This is a genomic window from Methylobacterium sp. J-043 (assembly GCF_022829505.1).
GTDB lineage: Bacteria > Pseudomonadota > Alphaproteobacteria > Rhizobiales > Beijerinckiaceae > Methylobacterium > Methylobacterium extorquens_A.
Genome location: NZ_JAKSYB010000043.1, coordinates 40,602 through 60,992, shown reverse-complemented (window position 1 = coordinate 60,992; position 20,391 = coordinate 40,602). Strand labels below are relative to the sequence as shown.

The following is a 20,391-nucleotide window of genomic DNA, read 5'->3' as shown; positions in this document are numbered from 1 at the left end:
GTTGTCTGCGCTGGGCGAATGGCGAAAGTGTCCTGCGCATCCATCCCGGTTTTAGGCGGGTTGAATGCACAGAGTGCAGTGCCGCATCGATCAGCCCTGTCGGATTGCCGGCTTCAGGATGACGCCTTCATCGGGTGCGAGCCGGATATGGTCGTCGGCCCTGTCACCCGCCCGTCCCGAATGGGTCGAGAGCAGGATCGTCCAGCCCCCATCCTCCAAGGGGATCGTCCGTTCCAGGCTGCCGAAATTGAGCAGGATGCGTAAGACGTCGCCACCCGAGGCGCGCTCGAAGGCAAAAACATCGGCGGCGAGATCCGCTGAGAGCGACAGGCCCCGCCAATCTCCGATCGACAGGGCCGGATGGTCACGGCGCAGGGACAGGAGCCGGCGGTAGAGCGTCAGGATCGAGCGGGAATCATCGCGCATCTCGTCGACATTGCGCCGCTCCGCATCCGCGCTGAGCGGCAGCCACGGCGTACCGGTGGTGAAGCCCGCATTGGGTGCGTCCTCCCACTGCATCGGCGTGCGCTCGGGGTCGCGGCCATGACCGGGTTCGTTGCGCCCCCATGGGTCCTGTGCCTGCTCAGGCGGCACCAGAACGCGAGCGAGACCGATCTCGTCACCGTAATAGAGCGTCGGCGTGCCGCGCAGCGTCAGCAGCAGCATTGCCGCGACGCGGGCCTGTGCCTCGCCGACGCGGGCGGCAATGCGGGGCTGATCGTGGTTGCCGAGCACCCAGTTCGGCCAGCCGCCGTCGGGGAGGGCCATTTCATATTCCGCTACCAAGGCCGCCACCGCGTCGGCGCGCCACGGTGTCTGGATGAGCTGGAAGTTGAAGGGCAGATCGGCCCCGGTCAGGCCGGGCCCGTAATAGGTCACCAGCCGCTCGATCGGCAGATAGATCTCGCCGATCAGCACCCGCTCGCCGTACTCGCGCAGGACCGCGCGCATCCCGGCGATGACCGCGAGCACCTCCGGCCGATCGCAGGAATAGACCTGCTGGAAGCGGTTGATCCCGGCCTGATGCGGCTGAAACTCGGGATTGTGCGGGTTGTCGCGAAATCCCTCGTCCTTGATCAGGTGCCAGATCACATCGACGCGGAAGCCATCGACGCCGCGGGCCAGCCAGAAGCGCAGGGCGTCGTGCATCGCCGCCCGCACTTCGGGGTTGCGCCAGTTGAGGTCCGGCTGCTCGGGCAGGAAGGCGTGGTAGTAGTACTGGCCGGTGGCCGGATCACGGGTCCAGGCCGGGCCGCCGAAATTCGAGAGCCAGTTGTTGGGCGGCCCGCCATCGGGGGCGGGATCACGCCAGATGTACCAGTCGCGCTTGGCCGCCTCGCGGCTCGCCCGGCTCTCGGTGAACCACGGATGCTCGATCGAGCTGTGGTTGGGCACGAAGTCGAGGATCACCCTGAGCTTGCGCCGATGCGCCTCGGCAATCAGCGCGTCGAAATCCTCCAGCGTGCCGAACAGCGGATCGACTGCGCAGTAATCGGCCACGTCGTAGCCGAAATCGGCCATCGGCGAGCGGTAGAACGGCGAGATCCACACCGCATCGACACCGAGCCAAGCGAGGTAGTCCAGCCGTGCCGTGATCCCCCGAAGGTCGCCGACGCCATCGCCGTCGGTGTCCTGGAACGAGCGGGGATAGACCTGATAGACTGTCCCGCTCTGCCACCAAGCCGCTTCGGAGCCGTTCGTCCCGGATATCGGACCGCCCATCGGACCTCCCGCGATGCTGCCCTCGACGCCGTGCGCATCGCCCGAGGAGGGTTAGGGCCGTTCAGCAAGCCTTCAAGCGGCCGGGGTTATCTCTGGCGCGAGGCGCCGGCCGATGCGTCGGGGATGTGTCTACCATGACACAGTCCTGTGGGCACACGACTTGCGAAAGCTTTGTTCCGACGCATGTGTCTCGACAAGTCCTGCGACCGGCAACACCATGGCGGAGCAGGGCGACAGACCACGTCGCGGGTCATCGTGCCGCCGCAAGAAGCGGCCAGACTTTGCGTCCGTCCGACATCCTCGGCTGCAACGAAGGGGGATACCCAGGTGCTGAACGAAGCTCTGTCCGTTCTCGTCCGGAACGGCGAAGCGGACGCTCCCGCTTCATCGGCGAAGTCCGCAAGGGCCGCCGCCACATATGTTAAGCCCCGCCCCGTTGCCGATGGCGATGCGGTGGTTGAATTGCGCGAGGCCATCCGCGCCAAGCTCCACTATGCTCTCGGCAAGACGTCCGATGTCGCCCGCGAGCGCGACTGGTTCGCCGCCACGGCGCTGGCGCTGCGCGACCGGATCATCGACGCCTGCTACGGTGCGCAAGCCGCCGACGTGCCGGAGAAGCGGGTCTATTATCTCTCGCTTGAGTTCCTGATCGGCCGGCTGCTGTCGGACGCCATGAACAATCTCGGCCTCGTCGAGACCACCAAGGCCGCGCTGCGCGACCTCGGCGTCGATCTCGCCAGCGTCGAGGGGGCCGAGCCCGATGCGGCACTCGGCAATGGCGGCCTCGGGCGGCTCGCCGCCTGCTTCATGGAAAGCATGGCGAGCCTGTCGATCCCCGCGATCGGCTACGGCATCCGCTACGATCACGGCCTGTTCCGCCAGTCGCTTGAGGACGGATGGCAGCGTGAGGCGCCGGAGACCTGGCTCGCTGAAGGCAATCCGTGGGAGTTCCCGCGGCCGGAGGCGACCTACAAGATCGGCTTCGGCGGCCACGTCACCATGACGAGCCAGGGCGACCACCACATCCGCCGCCACTGGCACCCGGCCGAGACCGTGAACGCCGTGGCCCACGACGTGCCGATCGTCGGCTGGCGCGGCAAACACGTCAACGTCCTGCGCCTGTGGAAGGCGGAGGCCGACGCGCCGGTCGAGCTCGCGCGCTTCAATGCCGGCGACCATGTCGGCGCCGTGGCCGGCCGGGCTCGAGCCGAGGCGATCTCGCGGGTGCTCTACCCGAGCGATTCCTCCGCCGAGGGGCAGGAACTGCGCCTGCGCCAGGAGTTCTTCTTCACCTCCGCCTCGCTCCAGGATCTCGTGCGCCGGCACGTGGCGGAGCGCGGCTCCCTACGCTCCCTGCCCGACCACGCCGCGATCCAGCTTAACGACACCCACCCGGCCATCGCCGTGCCGGAGCTGATGCGCATCCTGATGGAGGATCACGACCTCCCCTGGGAGGATGCGTGGCAGATCACCTCCAACACGCTGCACTACACCAACCACACCCTGCTGCCCGAGGCGCTGGAGACCTGGCCGGTGGAGCTGATGGAGCGGCTGCTGCCGCGCCACATGCAGATCATCTACCTCATCAACTGGCTGCATCTCGAAGAGCAGAGCAAGAACGCCAAGGGCGGCGCATCGGGCGGGGCGTTCGACGTGTCCACCGTCTCGCTGATCGACGAGTCGCACGGCCGGCGCGTGCGCATGGGACCGCTGGCCTTCCACGGTTCGCGCCGGGTCAACGGCGTCTCGGCGCTCCACAGCGAGCTCTTGAAATCGACCGTGTTTAAGGATCTCCACGCGATCGAGCCGGAGAAGATCCTCAACAAGACCAACGGCATCACCTTCCGCCGCTGGCTGCACAACGCCAACCCGGAGCTGACGGCGCTCGCCGTCGAGGCGGCGGGCGAGGGCGTGCTCGACGATCCGACACAGCTCGAACGATTGGTGCCGTTCGCCGACGATCCGGAGTTCCGCCAGCGCTACGCGGCGGTGCGGACAATCCGCAAGCAGCGCCTCGCCCAGGTCATCGCCGAGCGCACCGGCATCACGGTCGATCCGTCGGCGCTGTTCGACGTGCAGATCAAGCGCATCCACGAGTACAAGCGCCAGCTCCTCAACCTGATCGAGACGGTGGCGCTTTACCAGGCCATCAAGCAGGCCCCCGACAAGGACTGGACGCCGCGGGTCAAGATCTTCGCCGGCAAGGCGGCGCCGAGCTACGTGCAGGCTAAGCTCATCATCAAGCTCGCGGGCGACATCGCCAAGGTCGTCAATGCCGATCCCGAGATCGGCGACCGGCTGAAGGTGGTGTTCCTCCCGAACTACTCGGTGAGCCTGGCCGAAGTCATTATCCCGGCCGCCGACCTCTCCGAGCAGATCTCGACCGCCGGAATGGAAGCCTCGGGCACGGGCAACATGAAGCTCGCGCTCAACGGAGCGCTCACCGTCGGCACGCTCGACGGCGCCAACATCGAGATCAAGGACCATGTCGGCGCGGAAAACATCTTCATCTTCGGCCTCGACGCCGAAGGAGTGCTCGCCCGCGTGAGGGAGCCGGCCTACGCTACCCAGGCGATCGCGGCCTCGCCCCGGCTGGCCGCGGCGCTCGACGCCATCGCCGACGGCACGTTCTCGCCGGACGATCCGGCCCGCTTCGCGCCGCTGGTGGACGAGTTGCGCCACGGCGACCGCTACCTGACCACGGTCGATTTCGAGGATTACTGGCGCGTCCAGCGCGAGATCGACGCGGCCTGGAAGCGCCCCGCTCAATGGTGGCGGACAGCGATCCTCAACACCGCGCGCATGGCGTGGTTCTCCTCCGACCGCTCGATGCGGGAATATGCTGAGGAGATCTGGCGGGTGAAGGTGGCCTGAACCCGGCAGCCGGTTGAATCGAGAAAGGGGCAGGGCGGGTGATCCGTCCTGCCCCTTTTCTTTTGACCGAGAAGGGCAGGCAGTGCCCGATTGGTAATGCGCTGTCCGGAACAGGTTCGTCCGAACCATACCCTCATCCTGAGGCGCCTGCTTCAGCGGGCCTCGAAGAATCCTCCAGAGCCCGCGCGGCTTTTGGAAGACCCTTCGAGGCTGCTTCGCGGCGCCTCGGGATGAGGGAGGTAGACCGGAAAAGCGATTTGAAGGGAGCCTATGCCCCCGCCTCGAGCGGGATCGCGTAGAACCGCGCGCCGGCTGCCGCGGCCAGAACCTCCACCGCGCCCAGCGTCGAGGGGCAACCGGAGGCGTGCACCACATCGGTGGTCCGCAGGCTCGGGATATGGGCGGTGAGCGGGCCGGGGCGCACATCGGGCCCCCGCTGGCGGTGGCGGTCGGCGGCGAGCGTGATGCGGGTGACGCCGGTGGCGCGCAGCCATTCGAGCGACGGCCGCATGTAGAGGTCGAGGGGATCGCGCGCGCCGACCACGAGGCAGATCTCGCGAGCCGGCTCGATGTAGCGCGCGGCGCGGGCAATCGCCCAGATGCCGGCGAATCCGGTCTCCGCCGCGACCAGCACGAGGCGACCGCCGCCGGGCCGATAGGTGCCGTTGCCGACGGGGCCCTTCACCTTTACCGCGCGGCCGGGCTCGACCGGGCAACCGAACAGGGCGGTGAGATCCTCGGCGCACTCGCCGCGCAGGTGGAAGACGAGTTCGTTCAGCTCCGCCCCGCCCTCGACGCCGAGCGTCGGTGTGAGCGTGACCGGGCGCCCGCCTTTGAGCGTGACGACGACTTGGTCACCCGGCTCGAACGGAAGCCGTCGCTCCAGGGTCGCGACCACTTGAAGGACTCGCGGCGCCAAAGCCGTGATGGAGTCGATGCTGCCGGTGCGGCGCGCGAGCGTCCGGGCCGGCGTCTTGACCGGCCGGATCGTCGCGTCCGGATCGGGCGCGGATAGCGTCACCGCCTCTGCCCGCCGCGCCCGAACGGGCAGCCGCCGTGAGGCCGGGCCGGCGCCCTGGCCGAGGAGCCCGGTCATCGGGGCGATCACGCCGTCCGCCAGCGCGGTCTCCAGGGAGGTGTCGCCGGGGGAGACCCGCAGGGGCTGGCCGTTGACGACAAGCGAACAACGGGCGCTCGTGGGAGCACGCATGGCGGCAACCCGCTCCGATCGGATGAGAGGTGTTTGGAAAGGATCAGAGCGGGGTGTGGATCAGGCGCTCGACCAGCGCGGCCCAGCGCGCGCGGACGGCCCGCGCCTCCTCGCTCAGCGTTTCCGCGTCCGCGAGGCCGAGGCTGGTCCGAAGCGCCTCGCTCTCTCGGCGCTCGGCGGCGAGTGCTGCCTTCATCATCGCCACTTCAAGGCGCAGGCGCACGAGATCCGCCTCATCCGCTTCGAACGTGGAGGGCAGGGGGGCGGGGACTTCCGCCGGAGCCTCCGTCACCGCTTCGGGCGCCTCCGCAACGACCGCCCGCGGCTGTGCCGCGACGGCGAGATGCGCGTGGATGGGCCGCGTCATCAGGCGGCGCATCGCGCTGCCGGTGGGGGCCGGGCTCCTGCGTCTCGTCGCCTCGATCATCGTCCATCCTCAGTCCGGCGGGTCCGCCGCAGCGGCGTCCCGGATCGTTCGGATGGACCTTCCCGCAACATGGTTAAGGGAGGTTTAAACAGAAGCGCGAGACCCCCGCGTCATCGCGGGATCAGGCGGCTTCGGGCGCGGCGCCGACGAGCTGGCGAGCCTGGAGCACGGTCATCGGCTCGCCGAAGGCCGCCCCTTGCGCGTAATCGCAGCCGAATTCCTGCAGCACCTGCGCATCTTCCTCCGATTCGGCGCCCTCGGCGATGGTGGCCAGACCGAGTTCCTGCCCCATCCGGAGGACCGAGCGCAGCATGGCGGTGCGGCCCTGGCCCATCTGGCGCACGAAGCTCTGGTCGATCTTGATCGTGTCGAAGGGGAAGCGCTGGAGATAGGAGATCGCCGAGTAGCCGGTGCCGAAATCGTCGAGGACGAGCCCGGCACCGAGATCGTGGATGCGGGCCAGCATCTGGGCGGCGTATTCCGGGTTCTCCATCACCAGTCCCTCGGCCATCTCCAGTTTGAGCGAGCCGGGCAGCACGCCGGTGCGGGCGATCACCGTCTTCACGTCGTGAAGGAGGTCGTGGCGCAGGAGCTGGCGCGAGGAGACGTTGACCGAGGCGAAGATCGGCGGCTCTACGTCGAGGGAGCGCTGCCAGGCGGCGAGTTCGAGCGCCGTGCGCTCGATGGCGAAATTGCCGAGCGGGACGATGACGCCGGTCTCCTCCGCCACCGGTAGGAAGGTCGAGGGCGGGATGCGTCCGAGCTTCGGGTGATCCCAGCGCAGCAGTGTCTCGAAGCCGGCGACGGTACGGTCTTCGAGCCGGACGATCGGCTGGAACAGCACCTTGATTTCGTTGCGCTCCAGCGCCTTGCGCAGATCCGCCTCCAGCATCAGCCGGTCGGAGCGTTCCAGCCGCATGTTGGCGCGGAACACCTCGATCCGGTCGCCGCCGCCGCGCTTGGCCTGGATCATCGCCATCTCGGCGTTCTTGAACACCTCCTCGCGCCGCGTCTGCCCGCTGCCCTGGTGGCCGGCGCCCTGCGCCGCCTCGTGCAAGGCGATGCCGATGGAGACGGTGAGGAACACCTCGCGGTCGGCATAGGTGACCGGGGTGGCGATGGCGCGCCGGATCATCTCGGCGAACGAGAGGATGCGGTCGGGTTCGCGCTCGGAGAGCAGGATCACCGCGAATTCGTCGCCCGCTACCCGCGCCAGGGTGTCCTGCGGGCGCAGCAGCCGGCCGAGCCGACGCGAGAGCGTGAGCAGGATCGAGTCGCCCGCCGAGAGGCCGATGGCGTCGTTGATCGCCTTGAACCGGTCGATGTCGAGGGCGATCACCGCGGGCTTCAGGCGCGGATCCTGGCTCGCCAGCGCCAGCGCGGCCTCCAGCCGGTCGTGGAACAGCTCGCGGTTGGGCAGGCCGGTGAGGCTGTCATGCACCGCGTCGTGCAGCAGCCGCTCTTCGGCGGTCTTGGCTTCGGTCACGTCGCTGATCGTGCCGACGATGCGGATCACCTCGCCGTCGGTGCCGATCACCGGCCGCGCCTTCAGCCGGTACCACGCGTAGGGACCATCGGCCGAGCGCAAGCGGAAGTCGTGTGTGATGCGCCCGCGCCGCTCCTCGATCACGGTGTCGAGGGCCGCCGAGTAGCGCTCCACGTCGAAGGGATGGAGCAGGCCGAGCCAGTTCGCCGCCGGCCCTTCGAGGGTGCCGCGCTTGAGCCCGAGCTGCGCCTCGATCTCGGGACCGGCGAAGACGCGGTCACCCGGTACGTCCCAGTCGAACACGATGTCGCCCGCCCCCGTCAGCGCCAGCGCCCGGCGCTCGGTGTCCGAGACGAGGCTGTGGCTGAGGCCGCCGCCGGCGAAAGCGTGCTGCATCACCGTGAAGCCGATCAGCATGACGATGAGCACGAGGCCGCCGATGAGCGCCGGCTGCACGAGGTCGGAGCCGATCTGCCCGGTGATGGCAAAGCCCGCCGCCACAACCCAGACCAGCAGCAGCAGCCAGGTCGGCACCAGCAGGATGGCGCGGTCGTAGCCGTTATGGACGGCCAGATACAGGATCAGCAGCAGTCCGACGCCCGCCACAGCCGCGATCGAGATGCGCGCTACGCCCGCCGCCACCGGCGGGTCGAACACCGCGAGCGCCACGAGGCCGGCGAGGAAGGTGAGCCAGAAGAAGGCGACGTGGCTGTAGCGCACGTGCCAGCGCGACAGGTTCAGGTAGGCGAACAGGAACACGAGCAGGGTCGCGCCGAGCACGGCTTCGGCCGAGGCCCGGTAGATCCGCTCGGCGAGTTCGGTGACGGGAAACACCCGCTGCAGGAAGCCGAAATCGATGCAGGCATAGGCCAGTACCGCCCAGGAGAGCGCGGCGGCGGCGGGGAAGATGATCGCGCCCTTCACCACGAAGATGATGGTGAGGAACAGCGCGAGCAGCCCGGCGATGCCGATGATGATGCCCTTGTAGAGGGTGAGCCCCGAGGTCTTCTTTCGGTAGGCATCCTGATCCCAGAGGTAGACCTGCGGGATGTTCGGGCCCTTCAGCTCGGCGACGTAGGTCACCGTGGTGCCGGGATCGATGGTGATCAGGAACTGGTCGGCGTCGAGGCTCTCGTCGCGCTCGGGCCGGATGCCCTCGCTCGCGGTGATCGCGGCGATGCGCGAGCCGCCGAGATCGGGCCAGATCACCCCGGAGCCGACGAGGCGGAAGTGGGGGGCGACCAGCAGGCGGTCGATCTGCTCGTCGGTGTCGTTGGTGAGCGCGAACACCATCCAGTCGGGCCGCGCGCCGGCCTCGCGCGCCTTGACCGCGATGCGCCGCACGATGCCGTCCTTGCCCGGTGCGGTGGAGATCTGGATCAAGTCGCCGTCGGAGCGGTAGCGCTCGATCGTCGGCGTCAGGTCGATGGCGGGCGCGTCGAGGGTGACGCGCACGGCCTCGACCGCGTAGGCGGGCGTGGTGGTCCCGAGGAGGCCGGCGAGGGAACCCGCCACGGCCGTCAGGATCGCGAGGGCCAGGGCAAGGGCCAGGGAAAGCGTGCGCAACGGGCGATTCTTGACAGCCAGCTTGAGCGGTGGGGGCGAGCGGCCAAGTCGTATCGGCGGCTCCCCGCCCCCGCAAGGCGAGCCGGCCGGGGACGCGCGGCCCACCCACCGCTCTTTCGGCGGACCACGTCAGGCGGATCGCGTGGCTTTGCGGCCAAAACAAGTTGGGATCGGTCGCCGCGGTCTCGCTTGGGCAGGTGCGGGCGGGTAGAGCGGGCGATATGCGAATGATTGAAACACGCAGTCTGAAATCCCTCCCCCGCAGAGGGGGGAGGGCTGTCGCACGCCCTCTTACGACCCGATGACCCTCGCCCCGCTCCTCGTCGTACCGCTGGCGGCGCTCCTCTCCGCCGGTCTCATCGTGCTGCTGAAGCCGCTCTTGCAGCGCTACGCGCTCGCACGGCCCAATGCCCGCTCCAGCCACCGGGTGCCGACGCCCCAGGGCGGCGGCATCGCCATCATCGCTGCCGCGCTGCTCACGGTGGCCGTTCTCGCCGCGCCGACCGGAATTGCGCTCGGGGGCATCGAGCTGCCGGTGCTGGCTCTCTCCGTGATCGCCCTTGCCGTCGTTGGCGCCGTCGACGACATCCGGCCACTGCCGGCTTCGCTCCGTCTCGTGATCCAGGCCGGTGCGGTCGCCGCCGTCGTGATTACCGCCGAAGGCCGCCTGCTCCCGGACGTGCCGCTGGGGCTTGAGCGCGCTTTCACGATCCTCGCCGGGCTCTGGTTCGTGAACCTCGTCAACTTCATGGACGGGCTCGACTGGATGACGCTGGCCGAGTTCGTGCCGCCCATCGCCTTCCTGTTCGCCCTCGGCCTCGCGGGCCACACCGCGCCCGAGCCGACCCTGGTCGCCGGCGCGCTGCTCGGCGGGCTTCTCGGCTTCGCCCCGTTCAACCGGCCGGTGGCACGGCTGTTCATGGGCGATGTCGGCTCGCTGCCGGTCGGGCTGGTCGTGGCGTGGCTGCTGTTCCGCCTCGCGGGGGAGGGTAGCTTGGCCGCCGCGCTGATCCTGCCGCTCTATCCGATCGCCGACGCGACGCTCACTCTTCTGTGGCGCCTGCGGCGGGGTGAGGCCGTCTGGAAGGCCCATCGCAGCCACTATTATCAGGTCGCCACCGTCCACGGGTTCTCCGTGCTGGAGACCGTCGGCTCGGTCTTCGCCGTGCAGGCCGTCCTGGCCGGGCTTGCGGGCGTGACCTTGCTTTGGCCGTCTCGGACCGTCACGCTCGTCTGCCTCGTCCTCTCGGCGGGGCTGGTCGGATGGCTGCTGCGCCGGTTCGCGACGCCGCGGGCTGCCAGCGCGTGAGGGGATGACGGGTGAGCGGAAAGCTGATCGCGCTGACGGGAGCCACTGGCTTCATCGGACGCCACCTGCTGCGGGCCCTCTCGGAGCGGGGCTACCGGGTCCGCGTGCTGCTGCGCCGGCCGGTGGAGGTGCCGGAGGGCGCCAGCGGCGCCGTCGTCGGCGATCTGGCCCGGCCGATGAACATGGCCGCTGCGCTTACCGGTGTCGATGCGGTGGTGCATTCGGCGGGCCTCGCTCACGCCATGTCCGGCGCACCCGAGGACGACTTTCGCAACTCGAACACCGAGGCGACGCGTAAGCTCGCCGAGGCGGCACAACGAGCCAAGGTGGGCCGCTTCGTCTTCCTGTCCTCGATCCGGGCGCAGGCCGGTTCGAGCGCCCCTGCGCCCGTCTCCGAGGCGGACGCGCCCGCGCCGACCGATCCTTACGGCCGCTCGAAGCTCGCCGCCGAAGAGGCCCTGGCCGAGACCGGGCTCGATTGGGTCGCCCTGCGCCCGGTGCTCGTCTACGGCGAGGGTGTGAAGGGCAACATGGCAGCGCTGCTCAAGCTCGCCCGCACGCCCTATCCCCTGCCGCTCGCGAGCCTGACCGGGCGCCGCTCGCTGGTCTCGGTCGAGAGCCTCGCGGGCGCGGTGGCGACCGCGTTGGAGGCGCCCGGCCCCCTGCGGCGTCCGCTGGTGGTGGCCGATCCCGACCCGCTGACCCTGCCCGAGATGCTCGCCGCGCTCCGCGTTGGCCTCGGCCGCCGGCCCGGTCTCATACCCTGCCCGGTGCCGTTGATCGGCCTCGCCTGCCGCGCCACCGGCCGCGAGGCCGCCTTCGACCGGCTGTCCGGCTCGCTTATTGCCCGCGCTGAGGGGCTGGAGGCCCTGGGTTGGCGGCCGGCGCAGGCGTCTCGGGACGGTCTCGCAGCCCTTGCGCGGACGGGCGACTGAAGTCTTACGCGGGCGTCGCCGCGGCGGCTCGGAGCGACGCCGCAGTTCCTGCTGGTTCCGGGCTTGGAACGGCCCCGGCGCGATTGCGGAAATCCGGGATCGCCTCCTCGAACACCGCCTCCGCCGCCGCCCGGTCCCCCGCGGCCACGGCCTCGTGCAGGCGCGCGATCCACCCTTCCAGCACGGTGCGGTCGGCGAAGACGGGCTTGGCCGCCATCACGCCCTCGATGCCGGCGAGCGTCACGCGCGGCTCCTCCTTGGCGAACAGGATCTCGTTGAGCCGCTCGCCCGGGCGCGCGCCGGTGACCTGGATCTCGATATCCTCGCCGGGCTCGAAGCCCGCGAGCCGGATCATCCGCTCGGCGAGATCGCGGATGCGCACGGGCTGGCCCATCTTCAGCACGTAGACCGCCGCGCGCTGATCGCCGGTATCGCCGCGCCCCTCCGCATCGGCGTGGGAGGCCGCCGTGAGCACGAGGTCGGAGGCCTCGCGCACGGTCATGAAGTAGCGCACCATCTCGGCATGGGTCACCGTAACGGGGCCGCCGCGGGCGATCTGCGCCTTGAACACCGGCACTACGGAGCCGGCCGAGCCTAGCACGTTGCCGAAGCGCACGGCGATGAGCCGGGTCGCCTCCGCGCCGCTGCGTTCCGCGTCAAGCGATTGGGCCACCATCTCGGCGAAGCGCTTGGTGACGCCGAGCTGCGAGACCGGTTCGATCGCCTTGTCGGTCGAGATCATCACCAGGGCGCGGGCGCCCGCGGCCACCGTCGCCTCGGCGACGTTGATCGAGCCGAACACGTTGGTCTTGATGCCCTCGGCCCAGTCGCGCTCGAGATAGGGCACCTGCTTCAGCGCGGCGGCGTGGAAGACGTAGGTCGGCCGGAAATCGCGGAGGATCGCGCGCAGCCGTTCGCGGTCGCGGATATCGGCGAGCGCACCCTCGACCGTGGCCTCGGCGTGGAGCAGGGCCGGGCCGTTGAGGACGGCGTGCAGGGCCGGCTCCGAATTCTCGATGACGAGCAAGGCCGAAGCGCCGAAGGCGACGGCGCGGGCGCAAATCTCCGCACCGATCGAACCACCGCCGCCGGTCACGACCACGCGGGCGCCGGTGAGGAAGTTTTCCAGCCGCGGCCGGTCGATGGCGACGGTGGGGCGCAGAAGCAGATCCTCGATCTCCAACGGCGCGAGTTCGGCGTCGCGCATTCCCTCGCCAAGGCTGGTGACGCGGGCGAGCGGCAGGCCGAGCCGCCGGGCGCGGGCGATGAGGTCATCGGGCTCGGATTCGGGCGCCAGCGCGCTCGGCGTCGCCACAAGCCGGCGCACCGGCAGGCCGCGGTTGGCGAGATCGGCCACCACCTGTTCGAGGTCGCGAAACCCACCGAGCACGGGCACACCGCGCATCATCTGGCCCGCCTCATCCGCCCGCGGCGAGAGGATGCCCTTCGGGGAGAGGCGCTTGACCGAGCCGGATTCGATCGCCCGCAGCACGATCTCGATATCGGCGCCGCGGCCGAGCAGCAGCGTCGGCGTGGTGGCGGCGCGGGCCTGGCTCTGCCGGGAGCGGGCGTATTTCAGGTAGCGGAAGGCCAGCCGCGGCCCGCCGAGCAGGAAGATCTGCAAGACCCAATAGAGGAGGATCGCGACCTTTCCGAAGAAGTAGAACCCGTAGAGGTTCGAGGAGACCAGCACGTAGTCGAGTACGAGCAGCGTCAGCGCGGTGACGCTGGCCGCGCGCACGATGCCGGCGAGGTCGGGCAGCGAGGCGAAGCGCCACTTGGTGCGATAGAGCCGGAACCACGCGTAGATCAGCCCGGCATAGGCCAGGAACGGCGGCAGCAGCAGCGGCAGCGCGTGCAGGCGCTCGGCCAGCGCTCCGTCCTGAAAGCGAAAGACGAAGGTCAGCACCACGGCCGCCGCGGTCGCGGCGAGGTCGTGGACGACCATCACCGCCGTCTTGAAGGTGCGCTTCTGCATGGTGCTTCGTGTCAGAGCATCGGCCCGAACGATGGAGACCGGTTTTCGGCACAAGGCCGATGCTCCAGGCGGAGCGCGGTATCGGCGCCGACCGGGGGGATTGTCAACGCGCGGCGCGGACCGCCTTGGCCACCGCCCCATCCCCTTCGTCGAGATCCGGGGCGTCGATGTGGCGATAGCGGGCCTGGATCAGGCCGAAGGCGCCGAAGGCGAAGTGGCCGGCGGCGACGATGGCGAGCAGCACCCAGCCGTAGGGTTGCGCCCGCAGCGCCGAGAAGGCGCCCGAGAGACCCGAGGCGTCGGAGGAGGCCTGCGTCCAGGCGGCGGTGAGAACGAAGCCGCCGATCATCAGGAAGACGAGCCCTCGCGCCGCGTAGCCGAACCGGCCGAGCTGGTCGATCCAGGCCTCGGAGCCGGCGGGAAGGGAGAGTCGTTCGGTGACGTTGCCCTTCCAGGCCTTGGCGGCGTAGCCGATCCCGGCGGCGGCGATGCCGAGCCCGACGATCCCGACGAGCCAGGGGCCGAGGGGCTGGTCGAGCAGCCACTTGGTCCAGTCTCGCACCCCGTCGCCGCCGGCCGAGGCGCGGCCGATGCCGAAGGCGAGGCGGGCCGCGGTGAGGCTGAGGCCGGCATAGATCACGGCGCTGATCAGGTGGGCGCCGCGCACGGCGAGCGCCTTCGGCGAGCGCCCGCGCCGGTCCGCGTCGGTCACGCCTTCGAACAAGCGCCATACGGCGAAGCCCGCGAGCCCCAGCGCGATCAGCCCGACGACGACGGCGCCGAACGGGCCGCCGAGCACGGCACGGATCGCGCTCTTGCTGTCGCCGGCCGAGCCGCCCTGTCCGAGGGCGGCGAGCACGGCGAGCGCCCCCACGACGCAGTAGACGAAGCCGCGCGCGCCGTAGCCGAAGCGGGCGAGGTGCTCCAGGGCGTTGTCGTTCCGACTCCAAGCCATCCCGGTTCAGTCGCGCTCGCGGTCGGGCTTGCCCGCCAGCGCCACGTAGAAGCCGAGCCCGTCGCCCGACGGCAGGGTCTGGAGCCGCTCGATCCAGCCGCGGCGCTTGGCGTCGAGGAGCTGGCGCCCGATTGGCTGGAACAGGGTTTCGCCCCCGCCCTCCGGCGGCGGATCGAGGCGGATCGCCACGGTCTTGCCCTTGGCGAAGCGGCTGCGCTCCAGCATGTCGGTCAGCGAGGCCTCCGCGGTCGGGCGGTTGGTCCCGCGCAGGTCGAGCACCGATTCCGCATCGGTGACCCCGAGCGAGCCGCGCAGCTTGTTGGCGTAGAAGTCTTCGAAATGGGGCAAGGCCGGTCCCGCGCGGGTTCGTCGTCTAGAAGGCGATGTCGTCATAGATCTCGGCAACGGCCAAGCGGCCGCCGAGTTCGGGCAGGTCGATCGCGCCGCCCAAGTCCCTGGCCTCGAATGCCCAGCCGCTATCGGGTTCTCGCCGCCACACCTCGACACGCGGCTCGTCCTGATAGGCGATCAGGAACAGTTTGAGCGAGGCGATGCTGCGATAAAAGTCGGTCTTTAGGCCGCGGTCCCGGCTCATAGTCGATGGTGAGAGGACTTCTGCCACGAGGACGGGATCGCGGGCATAGCCGTCCTTCAACGGGGGCCCGCAACGCACCACCACGTCGGGGATCGGTGCGAAGGTGTCCATGCTGTCGCTTAGCACGGAGATTCCGGGAATCGCGCGGCAGCCGCGGTCGCGTCCGAACGGTCGAAGATGCCGGACCAAGTTCGCGACGATCTGCTGATGCCGCTCACTCTGTGGCGCCATCAGCACCGGCTCGCCGTCGATCAGCTCCCAGCGCTCCTCGTCCGGAAGGTCGGCGACCCAGGCTTGATACGCCGCCACCCGCATGCCGGGGTCGCGCCGAAGGGCGAGCGCCATCGTGAGACCTCCGAAACCGGCCGCGATGCTAGCACCGCCTCCGAGCCAAGCAAGCGGCGTGCGGCGGGGGGTCAGAAGCTGAGGCGCGCATAGATCTCCGCCACGGACACCGTGCCGCCGAGTTCGGGCAGGTCGATGACCGCGCCGGGCCCGGCGACTTCAACCGTCCAGTCCGGCGCCCGGCGCCAGACCTCCACCCGCGCTTCGTCCTGCTGCACGAGCAGGAGGACGGCGAGTGACGGAACGGACTGATAGAACTCAGTCTTGCGCCCGCGGTCGATAACGAGCGTCGAAGGCGAGAGGACTTCGACGATCAGGAGCGGATCGTCGGCATAGCCGTCGGGCAATTCGGCGCCGCATCGGACGACGGCGTCTGGGATGGGCGCATAATCATCGAACGCTTCGCTCAGGATGCCGAGACCTGGAACGGCCCAGCATCCTCTTGCGTCGGCAAGATCGCCGAGTGTTCTCAGGAGGTTGTAGACAATTCTTTGGTGGCGGTCCTTGGAGGGCGCCATCAGCACGGGGATGCCTTCGATCAGTTCCCATCGCTCGTGATCGGGGCGGCCGACGACCCATTCCTGATACTCGGCGACCCGCATGCGGGTATCGCGACGCGCGGCGACAGCCATCGCTCAGCCTCCTGTGCGAAGGCACGCACCGTAACAAAAAAGGGCCGCCCCGGACAGGGCGGCCTCTCAAAGCTTTCGTCCGAAGTACCCTCAGCCGTGCACGAGCACGTTGCGGAACTGCCAAGGATCGCTCGGGTCGATGTCCTCCGGGAACAGGCCGGGGCGGTCGGTGAGCGGGGTCCAGTCGGTGTAGACGCCCACGACCGGGCCGAGATACGGCGTCTGCACTTCCAGGCAGCGGCGGAAGTCGATCTCATCGGCCTCGACGATGCCGGCCTCCGGGTTCTCCAGTGCCCAGACCATGCCGGCGAGCACGGCGCTCGTCACCTGCAGGCCGGTCGCGTTCTGGTAGGGGGCGATCCGCCGGGTCTCCTCGATGGAGAGCTGCGAGCCGTACCAGTAGGCGTTCTTCTTGTGGCCGTAGAGGAGGACGCCCAGCTCATCGATGCCGTCGACGATCTCGTTCTCGTCGAGGATGTGCTGGCGCTCCTGCACCTTGCCGGCGTTGCCCCACATCTCGTGCAGCGAGAGCACGGCGTCGTTGGCCGGGTGATAGGCGTAGTGGCAGGTCGGGCGGTAGACCGCCTCACTGCCCGCGCGGACCGTGTAGTAGTCCGCGATCGAGATCGCCTCGTTGTGGGTCACGAGGAAGCCGAACTGCGCCTGCGCGGTCGGGGTCCAGGAGCGCACGCGGGTGTCGGCGCCGGGCTGCAGCAGGAAGATCGCGCAGCGCGAGCCCTTGGTCTGCTCCTCGGCATTGGCGGGCTTCCAGGTCTCGTGCGTGCCCCAGCCGAGTTCGGCCGGCTGGTTGCCCTCGGAGACGAAGCCCTCCACCGACCAAGTATTGACGAACACGCCCTGGGGCTTGGGGTTCTTGGCGCGCTGGGTGTCGCGCTCGGCGATGTGGACGCCCTTGACGCCGAGCTTCTGCATCAGCCCGGCCCACTCCTCGCGGGATTTGGGCTCCGGATCGGTGACGCCCGTATCCGCCGCGATGTTCAGGAGCGCCTGCTTGACGAACCACGAGACCATGCCGGGATTGGCGCCGCAGCACGACACGGCGGTCGTGCCGCCGGGCGCGGCGCGGCGGGCGGCGAGGATATTCTCGCGGAGCGCGTAGTTGGTGCGGTCGGCCTGGCTCAGATCCTTGTCGAAGTAGAAGCCGGCCCAGGGCTCGGCCACCGTGTCGATGTAGAGCGCGCCGAGTTCGCGGCAGAGTTCGAGGATGTCGCGCGAGGAGGTGTCGACCGACAGGTTCACGCAGAAGCCCTGGCCGCCGCCCTCGGTGAGGAGCGGCGTGAGGACGTCGCGGTAGTTCTCCTTCGTCAGCGCGACCGTCTCGAAGCGCAGGCCGTGCTTCTCGGCCAGATCCTTATGGGTATCGACCGGATCGATCACGGTGAAGCGGGCGCGGTCGTACTCGAAATGGCGCTCGATGAGGGGCAGGGTGCCCCGGCCGATCGAGCCGAAGCCGATCATCACGATCGGGCCGGTGATGCGACCGTGGACGGGCCAATCCTTCTTCGGGCCATCGGACATGCGCGGACACTCCTGTCGGGCTGCTCGTTGTTTGAGAGCGGCGTGATTGATGCTTGGAAGTGACGAGCGGATGACGGTTCGACGTCTGCCGGTCAACCGGTCGATCCGTTCGGATGTTGCGGAACGGTGAAGATTCCAGGGTTTCAGCTATGAGGTGAGTGCAGGTCTGGGACCGGATGGCGTCGGAGGCGTGCGCCGAAAAGTCGGCTTATGCTGCACCGCAACAAGGGAGTGACGCTCAAGGCCGACAGCACGCACAAGGAACTCGCACCATGCTGACCGTCCTCACCGCACCGTCCATCCATCCCGAAATCGAGACGATCGATCGCGATCCGGGCATCATCACGCTCCTCGCCGCCCTCGTCCGAGCCGGACGCACGGCCGCCGGTCAGGCCCGCGCCTTCCACGAGGGGGCCAGCCGCCTGTCCTTCTCCGCGACCGCGTGGCCCTATCACCGCTGAGCCGGTGATCCGTGCCGGTGCTCCCGGCCCCTTCCACGACGACCACCCGAGACCGAACCAGGGTCCGCTGCCGCTCCTGCGCGTCGATGGGCCCTGTTTCGCACGTGATCGCGCACTCAATCCGATGACGGGAAGCGGGCGCCGTAGCCCGGCCTCGCCTCAGGCGGCGTGTCGTCGCGCCACGACCGCGGCGGCCTCGGCCGCGACCTCCGGCAGTTGCTCGAACGCGCCGGTCGCGCGCAGCACGCCCTCTGCGCCCGCGAGCGCTTTGGCCGCCAGTTCCAGTCCGAGGAAGCGCTCGCGCTCGAACGGACCGGGCATGTAAAGCCCTGCCGCCTTCTCCGGGGAAAAGCCAAAGCGGGCGTAGTAGGGCGCATCCCCCACCAGAAGCACGGCGCCATGGCCGAACGCCGCCGCTTCGGCGAGCGCAGCCCGCATCAGCGCTCCGCCGAAGCCGGTGCCCTGAACTTCAGGATCGACGGCGAGCGGGCCCAGCAGCAGGGCCGGCCGGCCGCAGCCGGTCTCGACATCCCACAGCCGGACGGTGCCGACGAGCTTCTCCCCCCGGACAGCCGAGAGGGCGAGGCCGCGCGCGGGAAGACGGCCCTCGCGAAGGCGCTGCGAGGTCTTCAGGAAGCGGCCGGGGCCGAAGCAGGCGTCGAGCAGGTGCTCGCGGGCCACGACATCGGAGGCGGTTTCATTGCGGATCTGGATCACGGCCGTACCCTCCCAGGTCGCTGAGAAGCGGGGGGAAACAGCCCTCGCACCCGCCGAGGCGGGCCGTCCGGGACACAACGACATGCGCGTCTCGTGAGACGCGCGGCACTTCTGGCGGAAGAGGCGTGAACGAAGCCTGACCGCGGCCGGCCCGCCGGAGCGGGGCTGGCCTCACGGTTCAGATCACGATCTGCTCGAGCGGCGGGAAGCCGTTGAAGGCGACCGCGGCATAGGTCGTGGTGTAGGCGCCCGCGCCCTCGATCCACACCTTGTCGCCGATCGAGAGGGAGACCGGCAGCGGGTAGTGGTTCTTCTCGTAGAGCACGTCGACCGAATCGCAGGTCGGGCCGGCGACGACGCAAGGGCTCATGCGGTCCTCGTCGTGGTCGGTGCGGATCGCGTAGCGGATCGACTCGTCCATGGTCTCGGCCAGCCCACCGAACTTGCCGATGTCGAGATAGACCCAGCGCACCTCGTCCTCGGCCTCCGACTTCTTGGAGACCAGCACGACCTCGGCCTCGATCAGGCCGGCATTGCCGACCATGCCGCGGCCCGGCTCGATGATCGTCTCCGGGATGCGGTTGCCGAAATGCTTGGTGAGCGCGCGGAAGATCGCGTCGCCGTAGGTTTCCACGCCCGGCACCTGCTTGAGGTACTTGGTCGGGAAGCCGCCGCCGAGGTTGACCATCGACAGGCCGATGCCGCGCAGCGCGCATTCCCGGAAGATCTCGGAGGCCGAGGCGAGCGCCCCGTCCCAGGCTTCCGTGTTGGCCTGCTGCGAACCGACATGGAACGAGACGCCGTAGGCATTGAGGCCGTGCCGGTGGGCGTGCTCCAGCACGTTCACTGCCATCTCCGGCTCGCAGCCGAACTTGCGCGAGAGCGGCCAGTCGGCGCCCGCGCCGTCGCAGAGGATGCGGCAGAAGACCTGCACGTCACCGGCCTCGATGCCGGCCGCCTCGCTCGCACGAACGATTTTCTCGACTTCGGCCTGGCAATCGACGGCGAAGAGGCGGATGCCGAGCTTGAGCGCGCGGACGACGTCGCGCTCCTTCTTGATGGTGTTGCCGAAGGAGATGCGGTCGGCGGTGGCGCCGGCGGCGAGCGCCATCTCGATCTCGGCCACGGATGCCGTGTCGAAGCAGGAGCCCATCTCGGCGAGCAGGCGAAGCACTTCCGCGGCCGGGTTCGCCTTCACGGCGTAGAACACGCGGGTGTCGGGCAGCGCGCGGGCGAAGGCCGTATAGTTGTCGCGCACGACATCGAGGTCGAGGACCATCACCGGGCCCTCGTCCCGGCCGAGGTCGCGGCGCGCGCGCAGGTAATCGCGGATGCGATCGGTCATTGGTCGTCCCCACCACAGGTTCGAGGCGCCGTCGAGGGCGCGAGATCGAATCGTGACGGTCCCGGAAGGACCGTCGGCGTCAGGGGGCGATGCGTCGCTTCCGCTTCGCGCTTTGGAGACGCGGAACGGTCAGCGGGCGCGAGAAGCACCCCGGAAGCTGCCGTGGATTGGATGGGGGAACCCCAACCGCACGCCGGGCAAGGATAAACAAGCCTCTTCGGTGTCGGCCTTTGGAGGGCCGACGAGACCAAAAAAGCCCGTTCGTCGTTGCTTTAAGCTGCGTCCCCCGTGGAGA

The 20,391-nt window shown here is 69.2% G+C and carries 16 protein-coding genes; 4 read left to right on the top strand and 12 right to left on the bottom strand.

Annotation, left to right across the window (positions count from 1 at the left end; all coding sequences use genetic code 11):
- Nucleotides 1-90: 90 nt before the first annotated feature.
- Nucleotides 91-1,722 (bottom strand): alpha-amylase family glycosyl hydrolase, encoded by a 1,632-nt coding sequence (locus MKK50_RS10815; protein ID WP_499022170.1) that lies wholly within the window; start codon nucleotides 1,720-1,722, stop codon nucleotides 91-93.
- A gap of 327 nt (nucleotides 1,723-2,049) precedes the next feature.
- Here MKK50_RS10815 and MKK50_RS10810 point away from each other — a divergent pair, with 327 nt between their 5' ends.
- Nucleotides 2,050-4,596: a glycogen/starch/alpha-glucan phosphorylase gene (locus MKK50_RS10810; RefSeq protein WP_253372983.1), complete on the top strand. Its 2,547-nt coding sequence runs from the start codon at nucleotides 2,050-2,052 to the stop codon at nucleotides 4,594-4,596.
- 268 nt (nucleotides 4,597-4,864) lie between these two features.
- Here the strand turns inward: MKK50_RS10810 and MKK50_RS10805 are convergent, their stop codons facing one another.
- From MKK50_RS10805 to MKK50_RS10795, 3 genes are all read right to left on the bottom strand, one after another.
- The gene (locus MKK50_RS10805; protein WP_499022167.1) at nucleotides 4,865-5,806 is read right to left on the bottom strand and encodes a ferredoxin reductase domain-containing protein; all 942 of its coding nucleotides are present in this window, start codon (nucleotides 5,804-5,806) and stop codon (nucleotides 4,865-4,867) included.
- Between the two features lie 43 nt (nucleotides 5,807-5,849).
- Complete coding sequence (locus MKK50_RS10800; RefSeq protein WP_499022165.1) at nucleotides 5,850-6,173, bottom strand: hypothetical protein; 324 nt, start codon at nucleotides 6,171-6,173, stop codon at nucleotides 5,850-5,852.
- Between the two features lie 181 nt (nucleotides 6,174-6,354).
- Entirely contained in the window at nucleotides 6,355-9,285 is a 2,931-nt protein-coding gene (locus MKK50_RS10795; protein WP_253372977.1) for an EAL domain-containing protein, read from the bottom strand.
- Nucleotides 9,286-9,586: 301 nt separating this feature from the next.
- Between MKK50_RS10795 and MKK50_RS10790 the strand changes: the two genes are divergently transcribed.
- The gene (locus MKK50_RS10790) at nucleotides 9,587-10,594 is read left to right on the top strand and encodes an MraY family glycosyltransferase (RefSeq protein ID WP_499022164.1); all 1,008 of its coding nucleotides are present in this window, start codon (nucleotides 9,587-9,589) and stop codon (nucleotides 10,592-10,594) included.
- Nucleotides 10,595-10,605: 11 nt separating this feature from the next.
- Nucleotides 10,606-11,529, top strand: coding sequence for an NAD-dependent epimerase/dehydratase family protein (locus tag MKK50_RS10785; RefSeq protein ID WP_499022162.1), 924 nt, complete (start codon nucleotides 10,606-10,608; stop codon nucleotides 11,527-11,529).
- A gap of 4 nt (nucleotides 11,530-11,533) precedes the next feature.
- On the opposite strand, the gene MKK50_RS10780 is transcribed toward MKK50_RS10785, so the two are convergent.
- From MKK50_RS10780 to MKK50_RS10755, 6 genes are all read right to left on the bottom strand, one after another.
- A complete protein-coding gene (locus MKK50_RS10780) occupies nucleotides 11,534-13,507 on the bottom strand; it encodes an SDR family NAD(P)-dependent oxidoreductase (protein ID WP_499022159.1) in 1,974 nt (657 codons plus the stop codon).
- Nucleotides 13,508-13,610: 103 nt separating this feature from the next.
- Nucleotides 13,611-14,462, bottom strand: a complete 852-nt coding sequence (locus MKK50_RS10775; protein WP_253372967.1) for a DUF1206 domain-containing protein — start codon at nucleotides 14,460-14,462, stop codon at nucleotides 13,611-13,613.
- A 6-nt stretch (nucleotides 14,463-14,468) separates the two neighbouring features.
- On the bottom strand, nucleotides 14,469-14,810 hold the full coding sequence (locus MKK50_RS10770; RefSeq protein WP_253372965.1) for a hypothetical protein: 342 nt from the start codon (nucleotides 14,808-14,810) through the stop codon (nucleotides 14,469-14,471).
- A gap of 25 nt (nucleotides 14,811-14,835) precedes the next feature.
- Entirely contained in the window at nucleotides 14,836-15,402 is a 567-nt protein-coding gene (locus MKK50_RS10765; protein ID WP_499022157.1) for a Uma2 family endonuclease, read from the bottom strand.
- Between the two features lie 71 nt (nucleotides 15,403-15,473).
- Nucleotides 15,474-16,034, bottom strand: coding sequence for a Uma2 family endonuclease (locus tag MKK50_RS10760; RefSeq protein WP_499022155.1), 561 nt, complete (start codon nucleotides 16,032-16,034; stop codon nucleotides 15,474-15,476).
- Between the two features lie 90 nt (nucleotides 16,035-16,124).
- Nucleotides 16,125-17,573, bottom strand: coding sequence for a homospermidine synthase (locus tag MKK50_RS10755; RefSeq protein WP_499022154.1), 1,449 nt, complete (start codon nucleotides 17,571-17,573; stop codon nucleotides 16,125-16,127).
- Nucleotides 17,574-17,845: 272 nt separating this feature from the next.
- Here MKK50_RS10755 and MKK50_RS10750 point away from each other — a divergent pair, with 272 nt between their 5' ends.
- A complete protein-coding gene (locus MKK50_RS10750) occupies nucleotides 17,846-18,034 on the top strand; it encodes a hypothetical protein (RefSeq protein ID WP_003604239.1) in 189 nt (62 codons plus the stop codon).
- 159 nt (nucleotides 18,035-18,193) lie between these two features.
- Here the strand turns inward: MKK50_RS10750 and MKK50_RS10745 are convergent, their stop codons facing one another.
- Both MKK50_RS10745 and MKK50_RS10740 read right to left on the bottom strand, forming a co-directional pair.
- A complete protein-coding gene (locus tag MKK50_RS10745; protein ID WP_499022153.1) occupies nucleotides 18,194-18,751 on the bottom strand; it encodes a GNAT family N-acetyltransferase in 558 nt (185 codons plus the stop codon).
- Between the two features lie 178 nt (nucleotides 18,752-18,929).
- Complete coding sequence (locus tag MKK50_RS10740) at nucleotides 18,930-20,096, bottom strand: type III PLP-dependent enzyme (RefSeq protein WP_499022152.1); 1,167 nt, start codon at nucleotides 20,094-20,096, stop codon at nucleotides 18,930-18,932.
- Nucleotides 20,097-20,391 lie beyond the last annotated feature (295 nt).